The following is a 15,758-nucleotide window of genomic DNA, read 5'->3' as shown; positions in this document are numbered from 1 at the left end:
GTCCCGGGTCATCCTGCCCGGATATTGCCCCAAAATCGAGAACATGTTTCACTTCAGTGCGTGACTGGGCTCCCGGAACCACTCAGCGCCCCTCTCGAAATCGGCTTCGACTACACCCGATCCCTGGGGCCGGTGCACGGCCGGTTCGCCACCGCCCTGCGCGATCGCCGGATCGTCGGAGTCCGCGGCAGCGACGGCCGGGTGCACGTGCCGCCGGTCGAGCACGACCCGGAAACCGCCGCCGTCCTCGACGAATTCGTGCCGGTCGGCGCGCAGGGCACCGTCGTCAGCTGGACGTGGATGCCGGAGCCGATGGAGGGCCAGCCGCTCCAGCGCCCGTTCGCCTGGGCGTTCGTCCTGCTGGACGGGGCGGACACGCCGATGCTGCACGCCGTCGACGTGCCAACACCGGAGCAGATCAGCACCGGGATGCGCGTGCAGGTCCGCTGGGCCGAGGAACTCGGCAACGGCATCCGCGACATCGCCTGCTTCGAACCGGCGCACGACGTCGTGAGTGACTTGGAGCGCCATGACGATCCAAACCACTCACGACCCGAACCCGTCACCACGCTGACCTCCCCGGTGCACCTGCACTACCGGCACTCGGCGTCCCCCGAGGAAAGCAGGTACCTGCGCGGCCTCGCCGAAGGGCGGCTGCTCGGCCAGCGCTGCCCGGCGTGCGCGAAGGTCTACATCCCGCCGCGCGGCGCGTGCCCGACGGACGGGGTGCCCACAGAAGAAGAGGTCGAGCTCCCCGACACCGGGATCGTGACCACCTTCTGCATCGTCAACGTCCCCTTCCTGGGCCAGCGCATCAAGCCGCCGTACGTGTCCGCGTACGTGCTGCTCGACGGCGCCGACATCGCGTTCCTGCACCTCGTGCTCGGCTGCGCGGCCGACGAGGTCCGGATGGGGATGCGGGTGCGCGCGGTGTGGAAACCCCGCGAGGAGTGGGACCACACGCTGCAGAACATCGACCACTTCGAACCGACCGGCGAGCCCGATGCGCCGTTCGAGTCCTACGCCCAACACCTCTGAACCCTCCGGGAGTACGCCGTGACAGACGTAGCCGTCGTCGGGTTCGCGCAGGCACCGAACGTGCGCGCCACCCGGGGTACCACCAACGGCGTCGAGATGCTGGTGCCGATCTTCCGCGAAGTGCTGGCCGGAACCGGGCTCGCCAAGGAGGACATCGGGTTCTGGTGCTCGGGGTCGTCGGACTACCTCGCGGGCCGGGCGTTCTCGTTCATCGCCGCGGTCGACGCCATCGGCGCGTTCCCGCCGATCAACGAGTCGCACGTGGAGATGGACGCGGCGTGGGCGCTCTACGAGGCGTGGGTGAAGATCCGCACCGGCGAGGTCGACACGGCCCTGGTCTACGGCTTCGGCAAGTCCTCGGCGGGCGACCTGCGCCGGACCCTCGCGCTGCAACTCGATCCCTACTCGGTCGCGCCGCTGTGGCCGGACTCGGTGAGCATCGCCGGGCTGCAGGCCCGGCTCGGCCTGGACGCCGGCGACTGGACCGAGCGCGACATGGCTGCCGTGGCCGCTCGAAGTCGCGCAGCGGCAACGGAAAACCCCAGAGCACAGGTGTCCGGATCGGTCGACGCCGAGGATCTGCTCGGCGCGCCCTACATCGCCGATCCGCTCCACGCGCACGACTGCGCGCCGATCTCCGACGGCGCCGCCGTCGTCGTCCTGGCGAGCGCGGACCGGGCCCGGGAGATCCGCGAAAGGCCCGCCTGGATTACCGGTTTGGAGCACCGCGTCGAGTCGGGCAGCCTCGGCTCCCGCGACCTGCGCCGGTCTGCTTCGACCACCGCCGCGGCGCGAGCCGCCGGGGCCGACGGCGTCGAGGTCGCGGAACTGCACGCGCCGTTCACCCATCAGGAAATCCTGCTGCGCCGGGCGATCGGGCTCGACGACTCGGTCGCGATCAACCCCTCCGGCGGCGCGCTCTGCGGCAATCCGATGTTCGCGGCCGGCCTGGCCCGCATCGGCGAGGCCGCGGCGCGCGTGATGGACGGGCGGGCCGGGCGGGTGCTGGCGCACGCGACCAGCGGACCGGCGCTGCAGCAGAACCTGGTCTGCGTGATGGAGGGAAGGTCCTGATGGGCAAGCGGTCGGCGGCGGTCCTCGGGACCGGCCAGACGCACCACACCAGCAAGCGGCTGGACGTCTCGATCGCCGGGTTGTGCCGGGAGGCCGCGGAGCGGGCGCTGGCCGATGCGGGCCTGGACTGGCCGGACATCGACGCCGTCGTGGTCGGCAAGGCGCCCGACCTGTTCGAGGGCGTGATGATGCCGGAGCTGCACCTCGCCGATTCCCTCGGCGCCACCGGCAAACCGCTGCTCCGAGTGCACACCGCCGGATCGGTGGGCGGCTCGACCGGCAACGTCGCGGCCAGCCTCGTGCAGGGCGGCGTGCACCGCCGGGTGCTCGCGGTGGCGTTCGAGAAGCAGTCCGAGTCGAACGCGATGTGGGCGCTGTCGATCGTGCCGCCGTTCACCATGCCGGTCGGCGCGGGCGCGGGCGGCTACTTCGCCCCGCACGTCCGCTCCTACATCCGCCGCTCCGGGGCGCCCGGGCACATCGGCGCCATGGTCGCGGTGAAGGACCGGCGCAACGGCGCCCGGAACCCGTACGCGCACCTCAAGCAGGACGACATCACGCTCGAATCGGTGCTGGCATCGCAGGTGCTGTGGGATCCGATCCGCTACGACGAGACCTGCCCGTCCTCCGACGGCGCGTGCGCGGTGGTCATCGGCGACGAACCGGCGGGCGGCCCGGCCGCGTGGATCCACGCCACCGCGATGCGCACCGAGCCGACCACCTTCGCCGGGCGCGACCAGGTGAACCCCCAGGCCGGCCGGGACGCGGCCGCGGCGCTGTGGAAGCAGGCGGGCATCACCGATCCGCTGTCCGAAGTGGACATCGCGGAGATCTACGTGCCGTTCTCCTGGTTCGAGCCGATGTGGCTGGAGAACCTCGGCTTCGCGGCCGCCGGTGAGGGCTGGAAGCTCACCGAGGCCGGGGAAACCGCGCTGGGCGGGCGGCTGCCGGTCAACCCGTCCGGCGGCGTGCTGTCGTCGAACCCGATCGGCGCGTCCGGGCTGCTGCGGTTCGCCGAGGCGGCGATGCAGGTGACCGGCAAGGCGGGCGAGCACCAGGTGGACGGCGCCCGCACCGCGCTCGGCCACGCCTACGGCGGTGGCTCCCAGTACTTCTCGATGTGGGTCGTCGGAGCCCAGAAACCGGGGGAACGATGAAGTTCACGCTGTCCGTCGCGATGAGCCCGCTCGACCAGCTCACCGAGCTGGCCCGCACCGCCGAGGAATGCGGCTTCGACTCGGTCGCCCTGCCGGATTCGCTGTTCTACTCCGAACAGGTCTCGGCGGCCTACCCGTACACCCCGGACGGCTCGCGGATGTGGACCGCGGAAACGCCGTGGGCGGACCCGCTGATCGCCGCCGCGGCGATGGGCGCGGCGACCTCGCGCCTGCGGTTCTACACCTCGGTCCTCAAGCTCGGGCCGCGCAATCCGGTCCTGCTGGCGCGGCAGCTGGCGTCGGTCGCGGTGCTCACCGGCGACCGGTTCGGCCTGGGCATCGGGCTCGGTTGGGCGCCGGAGGAGTTCGAGTGGTGCGGCGCCCCGTACGCGAAGCGCGGCGCGCGGGTGGACGAGGCGATCGAGGTCTTGCGGCTGATCCTCGGTGGCGGAATGGTGGAGTACCACGGCGAATTCTTCGACTTCGACCGCCTGCAGATGAGCCCGGCACCGGCGCACCCGGTGCCGATCTACGTCGGCGGGCACACGGATGCGGCGCTGCGCCGGGCGGCCCGGGTGGGAGACGGCTGGGCATCGGCGATGATGGGCATCGACGACCTGCGCAGCACCATCGGCCGGCTCGCCGAGCTGCGCGCGGAGTGCGGGCGAGCCGGTGAGCCGTTCGAGATCCAGGCGGTCTGCGTGGACCGCTTCGGCGTCGACGGCTACCGGGAGCAGGCGGAGATCGGCGTGACGGACGCGATCGTGGTCCCCTGGCTGTTCGACGGCCACGGCTTCGACGCGGACCTGAGCACCAAGCAGTCGTCGATCGCCAAGTTCGCCGGTAACGTGATCAACAACGTGTGACCGCGACCCGGGCGCAATTTCGCGTTCACCCGGCTGTTTTCGCGCGAGACCGACACGCACCGGATCAGGAGGCAGGACGTGGACGTGGACAGCAAGGGCGTGCACTGGGCGGCGACCCGCGAGCCGCACCCGGCGCGCGAAGCGGCGCTGGCGTCGATGAGCGCGGTGGCGCGCGGCGCCAAGGACGAGTGGGTGGCGCTGTTCGCGCCGGACGGCGTCGTGGAGGACCCGGTCGGCCCGTCGGTCTTCGATCCCGAAGGCCGCGGCCACCACGGCCGCGAAGGCATCGCCGCCTTCTGGGACCTGGCGATCGCCCAGGCCGACCGCATCGAGTTCCACATCGACGACTCCTTCGCGGCGGGCCGCGAGGCCGCCAACGTCGGCCGGGTCACCACGTTCCTCCCGGACGGCAACGCGATGGACGCCGAAGGCGTGTTCGTCTACCACGTCGACGACGCCGGCCTGATCCGCTCGATGCGGGCGTTCTGGGAATTCGACCGCGCGATGGCCACCATCCGCCAGGCGGACTGACGCCGGCGCGCGGCCCGATTCCCGGAGACGCGCTCGCCGACTTCACCCGGTGGGCCCAAGACCTGACCGGTTGGCCCGAGCACCGGAGTTCCCGATTCCAGGCGAAAGCGGACCCCCTCGAACGCGCGGCACCCCCGGCCGGAACTTCCCGGCCGGGGGTGTCGCGCGTTCGATCAGGTGTACTGGACCTGGACTTCCTTGATGCCGTTGAGCCAGCCGGAGCGGAGGCGACGCGGGTCGCCCACCCGCTTGATGTCCGGCATGTGGTCCGCGATCGCGTTGAAGATCAGGTCGATCTCCAGGCGCGCCAGGTTCGCGCCGAGGCAGTAGTGCGCGCCGTTGCCGCCGAAGCCGACGTGCGGGTTCGGGTCGCGGGTGATGTCGAAGCGCTCCGGCTCGTCGAAGACCTCCGGGTCGAAGTTCGCCGAGCTGTAGAACATCCCGACCCGCTGGCCCTTCTTGATCTCCACGCCGCCGAGCTCGACGTCCGCCGTCGCGGTGCGCTGGAACGCGACCACCGGCGTCGCCCAGCGCACGATCTCGTCGGCCGCCGTCGACGGGCGCTGCTCCTTGTAGAGCTCCCACTGGTCCGGGTTGTCCATGAACGCGAGCATGCCGTGGGTGATGGCGTTGCGGGTGGTCTCGTTGCCCGCCACCGCCAGCAGGATCACGAAGAAGCCGAACTCGTCCGCGGTCAGCGCGTTGCCGTCGATGTCGGCCTGCACGAGCTTGGTCACGATGTCGTCCATCGGGCAGCCGCGGCGCTCCTCGGCCATGTTCGCGAAGTAGCCGAGCATCTCGGCGGCGGCGACCTCCGGCTGGATGTCGTACTCCGGGTCGTCGTAGCCGATCATCTGGTTCGACCAGTCGAAGATCTCCCTGCGGTGCTCCTGCGGCAGCCCGAGCAGTTCCGCGATCGCCTGCAGCGGCAGCTCGCAGGCCACGTCGGTGACGAAATCGCCGGTGCCGCGCTTGCGCGCCTCGGTGGCGATGTGCTGCGCCCGGTCGCGCAGCGCGGCCTCCAGGCTGTTGATGGCCCGCGGGGTGAAGCCCCGCTGCACGATCTTGCGCAGCTTGGTGTGCTGCGGCGGATCCATGTTGATCATGATGAACCGCTGCAGCTCGATCTGCTCGCGGCTCATGCCCTCGTTGAACCGGATCACGGCGGTGTTCTCCCAGGTGGAGAACACGTCGCTGCGCCGGGAGACCTCCTTGACGTCGGCGTGCCTGCTGACCACCCAGAACCCACCGTCGTCGAACCCGCTTCGACGGTCGGGCTGCTGGTTCCACCACACCGGCGAGGTGCGGCGGAGCTCGGCGAACTCGGCCAGCGGCAGCCGTTCGGCGAGCAGGTCGGGATCGGTGAAGTCGAAGCCCTCCGGAATGCGCGGTGCGACCACGGATACCTCCTACAGCAGCGCGAGATCCGACCGAAGAATTGGAACGAGTTCTAAGCAAGAGAACCACACTTCCAAGATTCAGTAAACCCCTGTAACTAACCTTGAATCGTGCAAGAGAACGCACTTTCGACCAGGCTTGATTCGAACACTTGCAAAGGAATCAGAACGTGTTCTAATTTTAAGGTCGGAGACCGTGCGAGAGGAGATCCAGGTGGGCAATCCGGTGATCGTGGAAGCGGTCCGCACGCCGATCGGCAAGCGCCGCGGCCGGCTCTCGGGGCTGCACGCCGCCGAGATCCTCGGCGCCGCGCAACGCGGCCTGCTCGACCGCGCCGGCATCGACGCCGCCGAGGCCGACCAGGTGATCGGCGGCTGCGTGACCCAGGCCGGCGAGCAGTCGAACAACGTCACCCGCACGGCGTGGCTGAACGCCGGCCTGCCGCACCAGGTCGGGTGCACCACGGTCGACGCGCAATGCGGGTCGGCGCAGCAGGCCACGCACCTCGTCGCGGGCTTGATCGCCGTCGACGCGGTGCGGGTCGGCATCTCCTGCGGCGTCGAGGCGATGAGCCGCGTGCCGCTGCGCAGCAACCTCGGCACCGACGTGGGCATGCCGCGGCCGGACACCTGGGACATCGACCTGCCGAACCAGTACGAGGCGGCGGACCGCATCGCCGCGCGCCGCGGCATCACCCGCGAGGACCTGGACGCCTTCGGCCTGCGCTCCCAGGACCGAGCGCAGGCGGCGTGGCGGGAGGGGCGCTTCGACCGCGAGATCGTCCCGGTCGGCGTTCCCGGCGGCGACCCGGTGACCCGCGACGAGGGCCTGCGCGAAACCAGCATGCAGGCCCTCGGCGGCCTGAAACCCGTTCTGGAGAACGGGATGCACACGGCCGGGACGTCGTCGCAGATCTCCGACGGCGCGGCGGCCGTGCTGCTGGCCGACTCCGACCGGGCCGCCGAGCTCGGCCTGCGGCCGCGCGCCCGGATCGTCGCGCAGTGCCTGGTGGGCGGCGAGCCGTACTACCACCTGGACGGGCCGGTGCAGGCCACCCAGCGGGTGCTGGAGCTCAGCGGCATGAAGCTCGGGGACATCGACGTCTTCGAGGTGAACGAGGCGTTCGCCTCGGTGGTCCTGTCGTGGGCGGCGGTGCACGAACCGGACCTGGACCGGGTCAACGTCAACGGCGGCGCGATCGCGCTCGGCCACCCGGTCGGCAGCACCGGAGCCAGGCTGATCACCACGGCCCTGCACGAGCTGGAGCGCCGCGACGCCACAACGGCGCTGATCACGATGTGCGCCGGCGGAGCCCTGGCCACGGGCACGATCATCGAACGGCTGCGCTGAAGACGCCGAAGCGAACGGCCTGTTCACCTCGATAGCCGAGGTGAACGGGCCGTTCACTTCATCCAACACCGCCCGCACGAATCGGGGTGAACGGACCGTTCGTCTCGATAGGCGGAGTGGGCGGGGCGTTCGCTTCTGGTGTTACAGCCAGTCGTCGGGGTGGATCGTGGTGAGGAACAGGTCGAGATCCGTTGGCGGGGACTGCGGCGTCGGGGCCAGGCCCGCGTAGGCACCCCGGTAGAACAGCAGTGGTGCGCCGGCGTCGGTTTCGCCGAGGGACCGGACGCGGCCGATCGCGATGTAGTGGTCGCCCGCCTCGTGCACCGCCTCGATGTCGCAGTCGATCCAGGTCAACACGCCGTCGAGGATCGGGGCGCCCGACGGGGCCGGGTGCCAGCGGAGGCCGGCGAACTTGTCGTCGCCGCTGCGGCCGAACACCGTGCTGACCGGTCGTTGCGACTCCGCCAGGACGTTGACGCAGAACCGCCCCGCCCTCTCCAGCACCGGCCAGGCCCGGGACGTCCGGGCCGGGCAGAACAAGACCAGTGGCGGGTCCAGGGACAGCGCCGCGAACGACTGGCAGGCGAAGCCCACCGGCCGCTCGCCGTCCGTCCCCGTCACCACCGTGACGCCGGTGCCGAAGTGCCCCAGGACCCGCCGGAACACCGCCGGCTCCGGGGCTAGTGACACCCGTGCCTCGTCGCCGGTCATGGGCGGGCGCCGACGCTGAAGTCGTGGCCCCACAGGCTGACCGCCGTGCTCTCGCGGGCGATCCAGTCCTCGTCCTCGACCTGCCTGCCCTCGCAACCGAATTCGACGTCGAAGCCGCCGGGCGTCTTCATGTAGAACGACAGCATCAGGTCGTTGACGTGCCGCCCCAGCGTCGCCGACATCGGCACCTTCCGCCGCTGCGCGCGGTCCAGGGTCAGCCCGACGTCGTCGACGTCGGCGACCTCCACCATCAGGTGCACGATCCCGCTCGGCGTCGGCATCGGCAGGAACGCCAGGCTGTGGTGGCGCGGGTTGCAGCCGAAGAACCGCAGCCAGGCCGGATCCCCGTCCGCGGGCCGGCCGACCAGTTCCGGCGCCAGCCGCATCGAGTCGCGCAGCCGGAAGCCCAGCACGTCCCGGTAGAACCGCAGCGCCGCCTCGTCGTCGTGGGTGGACAGCACCACGTGCCCGAGGCCCTGCTCCTCGGTGACGAACCGGTGCCCGTACGGGCTGACCACGCGGCGGTGCTGCAGCGCCACCCCGTGGAAGACCTCCAGCCCGTTGCCGGACGGGTCGTTGAAGCTGATCAGCCCGTTGACCCGGCGGTCGGCGAGCTCGTCGGCCGTGCCTTCCTTGTACGGCACCCCCGCGCTCTCCAGCCGGGCCCGGACCTCGTCCAACTCCCCGGAATTGGCGACCTCCCAGCCGGACGCGGCGAGCCGGTCCTGCTCGCCGGGCAGGATCACCAGGCGTGCCGGGAAGTCGTCCATCCGCAGGTACAGCGCGTCCGGGTCGCCTCCGGTGCCTTCGACCATGCCGAGCACCTTCAGGCCGAACACCCGCCACGCCTCGACGTCGGCCGCCTCGATGCGCAAGTAGCCGAGCGAACGAATGCCCACCGCGGGCCTCCCTCAAGTCAGTCGAGCAGGAAATCCTTGGCGATCCGGTTGAATTCGGCGAACTTCTCCACCTGCGCCCAGTGCCCGCAGCGGCCGAACACGTGCAGCTGCGCGCGCGGGATCAGCTTCAGCGCGACCAGCGCGCCGTCCAGCGGGTTGACCCGGTCCTCGCGACCCCAGATCAGCAGGACGCGCTGCCGCAGGCGGTACGCCTCCCGCCACAGCATGCCTTCCTCGAAGGTGTCCGGGTGCATGAACGACGCGCCCATCGCCCGCATCGCGGCCAGCGATTCGGGGCTCGACGCGGCGGCGTAGCGCTCGTCGACGAGCTCGTCGGTGATCAGCGACTGGTCGTAGACCATGGCCCGCAGGAAGTCGGCGAGCTTCTCCTTGCTGGGGCCCGGCGGCGCGCCGAAGGCGCTGAGCTTGCGGACGCCCTCGGTCGGGTCCGGCGCGAACGCGTTCAGGCTCAGGCCGCCGGGGCCCATCAGCACCAGCCGCCCGGCGCGGTCCGGGTGGTTCAGCGCGAAGCGCACCGCCGTGCCGCCGCCCAGCGAGTTGCCCAGCAGGTGGGCGCGCTCGATGCCGAGCTCGTCGAGCAGCTCCAGCAGCGCGGTCGCGCTGTGCGTGAAGTACTGGCCGTGCTCGGTCGGCTTGTCGGAGCGGCCGAATCCGGGCTGGTCGACCGCGATGGCGTGGAAGTCCTCGGCGAAAACACCGATGTTGCGGGAGAAGTTGCTCCACGAGGAAGCCCCCGGTCCCCCGCCGTGCAACATGACCACTGTGGACGCCGACGGGTCGCCGGCCTCGTGGTAGTGCAGGGTCAATCCGGACGGCAGCTTCGCGGTCCGGCTCGTCGTCTCGAAATCGACCGTCATACCATCGAATCCTTCACTGGGATGCCGAATTCTCCGGAACCGAACATCAGGTAGGCGCGCTCCAGGTCGTTGGCGGCGTGCACCCGGCCCGCGTGCGCGTCGCGCCAGAACCGCTGGATCGGCGTGCCCGACCACAGCGCCCGACCGCCGGAGTTCTCGAAGAGCCGGTCGATCGCCGAGATCGCCCGCGCCGTGCCGCGCACCTGGTCTCGCCGGGCCCGCAGCCGCAGCGACATCGGGACCTCCTCGCCCGCCTGCACCAGCGCGTACTCCTCGGCGAGGTTGTTCGTCAGCTGCAGCCACGCCGCGTCGATCTCGCTGGCCGCCTCCGCGATCCGCACCTTCGCGAACGGGTCTTCCTTGGCCTTCTCCCCCGCGTACGCCGCCCGCACCCGCTTGGCCTGGTGCGCCACGTGGGCGTCGTAGGCACCTTGGGCCATGCCGATGATCGGGGCGGTGATCGTCGACGGATGCACCGTCCCCCAGGGGAGCTTGTACAGCGGCGCGGTGTTGACCTGGTGTCCCGGGCATTGCGCCTTGGACATCGACACGAAGCTCAGCGCCCGGTGCTGCGGGACGAAGACGTCCTCCACGACGATGTCGTTGCTGCCGGTGCCGCGCAGGCCGACGGTGTCCCACACGTCTTCGATCCGGTAGTCGCCCAGCGGCAGCAGGTACGTGCAGAAGTCGACCGGCTTGCCGTCATCGCCCAGCACCGGCCCGCCGAGGAACACCCACGACGCGTGATCGCAGCCGGAGGAGAAGCTCCACCGCCCGCTGAGCCGGTAGCCGCCGTCGACGACGGTCGCCTTGCCCATCGGCGCGTACGACGACGAGACCCGCGTCGCCGGGTCCTCGCCCCAGACATCGTCCTGGGCCTGCTCCGGGAACAGGGCCAGGTGCCACGGGTGCACGCCGAGGATCGACGCCACCCAGCCGGTCGAGCCGCACGCGCTGCCGATGAGCCGGACCGCGCCGTAGAACTCCAGCGGGTCGGCCTCGTAGCCGCCGTAGCGCTCCGGTTGCAGCAGTGCGAAGAAACCCGCCTCCTGCAGGGCCGCGATGGTCTCGTCCGGGATCTTCCGGCCGTCCTCGGCCTTCTGCGCGCGGTCCCGCAGGACCGGCAGGAGTTCCCGCACCCGTTCGACGACTGCTCGACTGTCCTTCATCGGCCGCTCCCGTTTCCCGAGTGATCACAGGCTAGAACATGTTCTTATTTGTGTCGATCCCGCTGGAGTTCCAGCGCGATGTCGATGAGCTGGTCCTCCTGGCCGCCGACGAGCTTGCGCTCGCCCGCGCGAACCAGCAGCGCAGCCTCGCTGACGCCGTAGCGCTCGGCCTGCCGGGCGGCGTGCTTGAGGAAGCTGGAGTACACCCCGGCGTAGCCCATCATCAGCGCCGAGCGGTCCAGCAGGCATTCCTCGGGCATCGCCGGGCGCACCACGTCCTCGGCCGCGTCGGCGATGGCGAAGAAGTCGATCCCGGTGCGGATGCCGAGCTTGTCGCACACGCCGACGAACGCCTCCACCGGAGTGTTCCCCGCCCCGGCGCCGAAACGCCTTGCGCTGCCGTCGATCTGCACCGCGCCGGCCCGTGCCGCTGCGACGGAGTTGGCGACGGCGACGCCGAGGTTCTCGTGCCCGTGGAAGCCGACCTGCGCCTCGCCGCCGACCTCCGCGACGAGCGCCGACACCCGCTCGGCCACCTGCTCCAGCACCAGCGCGCCCGCCGAGTCGACCACGTAGACGCACTGGCAGCCCGCGTCGACCATGATCCGCGCTTGCTCCGCCAGCGACTCCGGCGGCTGGGAGTGCGCCATCATCAGGAAGCCGACGGTCTCCAGGCCCAGCTCGCGCGCGAGGCCGAAGTGCTGCTCCGACACGTCGGCTTCGGTGCAGTGCGTGGCGATCCGGCACACCGAAGCGCCGTTGTCGCGGGCGATGACGATGTCGTCGGTGACGCCGACTCCCGGCAGCATCAGCACGGCGATCTTGGCGTTGCGCGCCGTCTCGGCGGCGATGGTGATGAGTTCTTGTTCGGGCGTGCGGGAAAACCCGTAGTTGAACGACGAGCCGCCCAGCCCGTCGCCGTGCGTCACCTCGATGACCGGCACTCCCGCGCCGTCGAGCGCGGTGACGATGTCGCGCACCTCCGCCGCGGTGAACTGGTGGCGCTTGTGGTGCGAGCCGTCGCGCAGCGACGTGTCGGTGATCCGCACGTCCAGGGCGTCGGAGTAGGTGTTCGGCAGGCCGGTCATGCCAGTTCCGCCTCTCCGCGTTTCACAGTTGTGGTTGCGTGCGGCTCAATCTCGCGCTTCGCGGTTTCTTGTGGCTGGTTCTCGTCACGTTCCCCTGAGGTGCGGTTGAGGAGGACCGGTGTTGACACAGGACTACTCATGCCACTGCCTCCTTGCTGACCAATTGCTCCCCCACCCGCACCGCGGCGGCGGTCATGATGTCCAGGTTCCCGGAGTACGGCGGCAGGAAGTCGCCCGCGCCCTCGACTTCGACGAAGATCGCCGCGCGCGCCATGCCGCCGGTGGCCGGCGACGGCGGGTCGAACTGCGGCTCGGCGAGCAGCCGGTAGCCGGGCACGTACTCGGCGATCTCGGCGGCCATCTTGGTGATGGACGCGCCGATCGCGTCGGTGTCGGCGTCGGCCGGGATGGCACAGAAGATCGTGTCGCGCATGATCACCGGCGGGTCCGCCGGGTTCAGCACGATGATCGCCTTGCCGCGCTCCGCGCCGCCCAGCACCTCGATGCCGGTGCTGGTGGTGCGGGTGAACTCGTCGATGTTGGCGCGGGTGCCCGGCCCGGCCGACACCGACGCGACCGACGCGACGATCTCGGCGTAGGCGACCGGCACCACCCGCGACACCGCGTGCACCATCGGGATGGTGGCCTGGCCGCCGCAGGTGATCAGGTTCAGGTTCGGCGCGTCGAGGTGCTCGTCGAGGTTCACCGGCGGCACCACGTAGGGCCCGACGGCGGCGGGCGTGAGGTCGATGGCCCGGATGCCCGCCTCGGCGTAGCGGGGCGCGTTGGCCTGGTGCACCTTCGCCGAGGTGGCTTCGAAGACCACGTCGGGGCGGTGGTGCTCCAGCAGCCAGTCCACGCCGTCCGCGCTCGCCGCGACCCCCAGGTCCGCCGCCCGGCGCAGCCCAGCGCTGGCCGGGTCGATGCCGATCATCCACCGGGGTTCGAGGTGCGCGGAGCGGCTCAGCTTGTGCAGCAGGTCGGTGCCGATGTTGCCGGATCCGACGATCGCCGCGGTCGCCTTGCCCATTCCGCCTCCTTTCTGCAGGTCAGTTGTCGTGCGTGGAAATGGTCGCCAGGGCGACCACAGCCGCTCACGACCCGAACGACACCGACACGGAGCCCAGTTCGGCTCCTTCGCACCGGAAGTCGGCGCGGAACTCGTCACCGGGCGACACGTCGATCGCACGGGTGCAGGAGCCGGGCAGCACGACATTGCCGGCCCGCAGCCGCACGCCGAAGGCGGCGACCTTGCGCGCCAGCCAGGCGACGGCGGTGGCGGGGTTGCCCAGCACCGCGTCGGACCGGCCGTGCTCGATGGCCTCGTCGTTGCGCCACAGCACCGCGCCGATCCGTTTCAGGTCAACGGAATTCGGATCGATCCGCGCCGCGCCGAGCGCGAAGCCCGCCGAGGACGCGTTGTCCGCGATCGTGTCCACGAGGCTGATCCGCCAGTCCGCGATCCGGCTGTCGATCAGCTCGATCGCCGGCACCAGCGCCTCGGTCCCGGCCAGCACGTCGGCCTCGGTGCACTCCGCGGGCAGGTCCGCGCCCAGCAGGAACCCGACCTCGACCTCCACCCGCGGCACGCAGTACCGCCGCGGGTCGACCGGCTCGCCCTCGGGCAGCCGCATGCTCGCCAGCAGGTGCCCGTAGTCGGGCTCGGACACGCCCATCATCTGCTGCATGACCGGCGAGGTCAGCCCGACCTTGTGGCCGACGACCGGCTCGTCGCGCCGGCGCACGTTCAGCAGCTGGATCTCGTAGGCGTCGACCGCGTCCAGCCGCGGGATCGCCTCCACCAGCGGCGGTATCGGCGCGCGATCGCGCTCCGCGTCCCAAAGCTGCTGCGCCACCTCGGCGCGCGCGTCAGCTGCCAGCATCCGTTCACCCCTTCGCCGAGTTGAGCCCGGCCCGGCGGCCGGAGAACACGCAGTCGGCCAGCGACAGCCCGCTGATGTAGGACTCCGAGCACACGCCGACCGCCGAGCGACCGGCCGCGAACAGGCCGGGAACGGCGCCGCCGTGCTCGTCCCGCACCTGCCCGGTGCCCTCGTCGACGAGCAGCCCGCCGAGGGTGAGCATCGGGCACGGGTAGGCCAGGCTCGGCCGGATCGAGACGTCCAGCAGCGCGAACGGCGGCCGATCCAGGACCTGGACGAACTCCGCGGGTTTGCCCGCCGGATCGGGTTTCCCTTCGTGCGCCGCCATGTTGTGGCTGTCCACTGTGGTCTTTAGTCCCGCCGCGTCGACACCGGCGGCGCGGGCGACCGATTCGAGCGTGTCCCCGGTCGCCGCGGTCGAGAGCAGGTATTGCGTTTGCAGCCGCTGGAACCACACCGTCTGACTGCGCAGCTGCTGCTTCGCGAGCCGCTGCAACCGCTGGTCGACCAGCAGCCAGCCCCGACCGCCGTGCCGCTCGACGAGCGCCTGCCCGTGCGCGGCGCCGTAGCGGGATTCGTCGCCGATCCGCCGGCCGTCCCGGTCGACGAGGACGCCGCTGAGCATCGCGCTGGGCGGGCTGATGAAACGCCACGCCGAGATCCGGTCCAGCTTGCCGACCGCGCCACCGGCGTCCTGCCCGAGCCGGATGCCGCTGCCGTCGTCGCCCTGCGTGCCCAGCGGCAGCCCGCCCCGGTAGGCGGGCGCGAAACGCCGCATCATCTCCCGGTTGGCCACGAATCCGCCTGCAGCCAGGACCACCGCTCGGTCCGCGTGGATCCGCACGGCTTCGCCGCGCCGCTCCAGCCGCTCGACCCGGCCGTGCAGCAGCCGCGCCAGTTTCGGCACGTACAGCCCGGGTTTCGCCGCGACGCGGCTCAACGCCCGGTGCACGCGGCGAGCAGCTCCGCCGACGCGCTCGCAGTCGACCGCGCAGACCCGGCCATCGGCGTCCAGCACCAGCTCTCGCGCCCGGGTCTCGGTGAGCACCTGAACCCCGGCCCGGCGCACCGCTTCCGCCAGCGCCGCGAACAGCACTTTCCCCGACGTGCCACGGCCCTTCGTGCGGTGTCCGCGCGGGGCGGGCGCGGCGACGTCGCGGAAACCGCCCGCCGCTTCGCTGCCGGAGTAGTAGAGGTAGTGCCGGTTGCTCGGGTACGACGTCTTGTACGGGCAGAGGCTTCCCTCGAACGGCACGCCCTGCTGCTCCAACCAGGTGATCATGTCGGCGCTGGAGTCGCAGAACCGGCGGAGCGTGTCCGCGCCGACCGCGTCGCCGACCTCTTCCCGCAGGTATGCGTACATCGCCTCGGGCGTGTCCGACACGCCGGCCGCGCGCTGCTGCCGGGTGCCGCCACCGGCGTAGACGACGCCACCGGACAGGGCACTGGCACCGCCGCCGCCGAACCGGTCGATCAGCATGACGCGGGCGCCCGCGCGGGCCGCTTCGAGCGCGGCGCAGGCCCCGGCGACGCCGAAGCCGACGATCACCACGTCGGCGTGCAACGCGCTGCGCTGGACCATCGCACCCTCACAAGTTTGGAACAGGTTCTCTTCGTGAGTTAACCGAGGCAAGTGCCCGTTTTCTGGCTACACCATAGCGCCACTGGCGCAGAAATCTATAACATGTTTCAGTATTGACCGCGAGGTTGGCGCGA

15 protein-coding genes are annotated in these 15,758 nt (G+C 70.8%); 6 read left to right on the top strand and 9 right to left on the bottom strand.

The window, feature by feature from the left end:
* The first annotated feature begins 60 nt into the window (after positions 1-60).
* The 5 genes from AC07FN_RS10630 to AC07FN_RS10610 all read left to right on the top strand — a co-directional run bounded on the left by AC07FN_RS10630 (position 61) and on the right by AC07FN_RS10610 (position 4,666).
* On the top strand, positions 61-1,038 hold the full coding sequence (locus AC07FN_RS10630; protein ID WP_478395402.1) for a Zn-ribbon domain-containing OB-fold protein: 978 nt from the start codon (positions 61-63) through the stop codon (positions 1,036-1,038).
* Positions 1,039-1,056: 18 nt separating this feature from the next.
* Entirely contained in the window at positions 1,057-2,112 is a 1,056-nt protein-coding gene (locus AC07FN_RS10625) for a thiolase domain-containing protein (protein ID WP_478395401.1), read from the top strand.
* Complete coding sequence (locus AC07FN_RS10620; protein ID WP_478395400.1) at positions 2,112-3,269, top strand: thiolase domain-containing protein; 1,158 nt, start codon at positions 2,112-2,114, stop codon at positions 3,267-3,269. The genes AC07FN_RS10625 and AC07FN_RS10620 overlap by 1 nt, the downstream gene beginning before the upstream one ends.
* Complete coding sequence (locus tag AC07FN_RS10615; RefSeq protein WP_478395399.1) at positions 3,266-4,135, top strand: TIGR03619 family F420-dependent LLM class oxidoreductase; 870 nt, start codon at positions 3,266-3,268, stop codon at positions 4,133-4,135. Before AC07FN_RS10620 ends, AC07FN_RS10615 begins: the two co-directional genes overlap by 4 nt.
* A gap of 78 nt (positions 4,136-4,213) precedes the next feature.
* Positions 4,214-4,666 (top strand): nuclear transport factor 2 family protein, encoded by a 453-nt coding sequence (locus AC07FN_RS10610; RefSeq protein ID WP_478395398.1) that lies wholly within the window; start codon positions 4,214-4,216, stop codon positions 4,664-4,666.
* A gap of 173 nt (positions 4,667-4,839) precedes the next feature.
* Here AC07FN_RS10610 and AC07FN_RS10605 read toward each other — a convergent pair whose 3' ends face one another.
* Positions 4,840-6,066: a cytochrome P450 gene (locus tag AC07FN_RS10605; protein ID WP_478395397.1), complete on the bottom strand. Its 1,227-nt coding sequence runs from the start codon at positions 6,064-6,066 to the stop codon at positions 4,840-4,842.
* 211 nt (positions 6,067-6,277) lie between these two features.
* On the opposite strand from AC07FN_RS10605, the gene AC07FN_RS10600 reads away from it, so the two are divergent.
* Complete coding sequence (locus tag AC07FN_RS10600; protein ID WP_478395498.1) at positions 6,278-7,414, top strand: steroid 3-ketoacyl-CoA thiolase; 1,137 nt, start codon at positions 6,278-6,280, stop codon at positions 7,412-7,414.
* 141 nt (positions 7,415-7,555) lie between these two features.
* On the opposite strand, the gene hsaB is transcribed toward AC07FN_RS10600, so the two are convergent.
* From hsaB to AC07FN_RS10560, 8 genes are all read right to left on the bottom strand, one after another.
* Positions 7,556-8,125, bottom strand: coding sequence for a 3-hydroxy-9,10-secoandrosta-1,3,5(10)-triene-9,17-dione monooxygenase reductase subunit (gene hsaB / locus AC07FN_RS10595; RefSeq protein ID WP_478395396.1), 570 nt, complete (start codon positions 8,123-8,125; stop codon positions 7,556-7,558).
* Positions 8,122-9,024 carry an iron-dependent extradiol dioxygenase HsaC gene (gene hsaC / locus AC07FN_RS10590; protein WP_478395395.1) on the bottom strand — a complete coding sequence of 301 codons (903 nt, stop codon included), beginning with the start codon at positions 9,022-9,024 and terminating at the stop codon, positions 8,122-8,124. Before hsaC ends, hsaB begins: the two co-directional genes overlap by 4 nt.
* Positions 9,025-9,041: 17 nt before the next feature.
* Positions 9,042-9,902: a 4,5:9,10-diseco-3-hydroxy-5,9,17-trioxoandrosta-1(10),2-diene-4-oate hydrolase gene (hsaD, locus tag AC07FN_RS10585; protein ID WP_478395394.1), complete on the bottom strand. Its 861-nt coding sequence runs from the start codon at positions 9,900-9,902 to the stop codon at positions 9,042-9,044.
* Complete coding sequence (gene hsaA, locus AC07FN_RS10580; RefSeq protein ID WP_478395393.1) at positions 9,899-11,071, bottom strand: 3-hydroxy-9,10-secoandrosta-1,3,5(10)-triene-9,17-dione monooxygenase oxygenase subunit; 1,173 nt, start codon at positions 11,069-11,071, stop codon at positions 9,899-9,901. Before hsaA ends, hsaD begins: the two co-directional genes overlap by 4 nt.
* A gap of 44 nt (positions 11,072-11,115) precedes the next feature.
* A complete protein-coding gene (gene dmpG, locus AC07FN_RS10575; protein ID WP_478395392.1) occupies positions 11,116-12,159 on the bottom strand; it encodes a 4-hydroxy-2-oxovalerate aldolase in 1,044 nt (347 codons plus the stop codon).
* A 136-nt stretch (positions 12,160-12,295) separates the two neighbouring features.
* A complete protein-coding gene (locus AC07FN_RS10570; RefSeq protein WP_478395391.1) occupies positions 12,296-13,189 on the bottom strand; it encodes an acetaldehyde dehydrogenase (acetylating) in 894 nt (297 codons plus the stop codon).
* Between the two features lie 64 nt (positions 13,190-13,253).
* Complete coding sequence (locus tag AC07FN_RS10565) at positions 13,254-14,042, bottom strand: 2-keto-4-pentenoate hydratase (protein ID WP_478395390.1); 789 nt, start codon at positions 14,040-14,042, stop codon at positions 13,254-13,256.
* Between the two features lie 4 nt (positions 14,043-14,046).
* On the bottom strand, positions 14,047-15,624 hold the full coding sequence (locus AC07FN_RS10560; RefSeq protein WP_478395389.1) for an FAD-binding protein: 1,578 nt from the start codon (positions 15,622-15,624) through the stop codon (positions 14,047-14,049).
* Between the last annotated feature and the right edge of the window lie 134 nt (positions 15,625-15,758).

Source organism: Saccharopolyspora sp. NPDC045941 (assembly GCF_056431445.1).
Note: the sequence above shows the minus strand (reverse complement) of the source record. Positions and strands in the feature narration are given on the sequence as shown.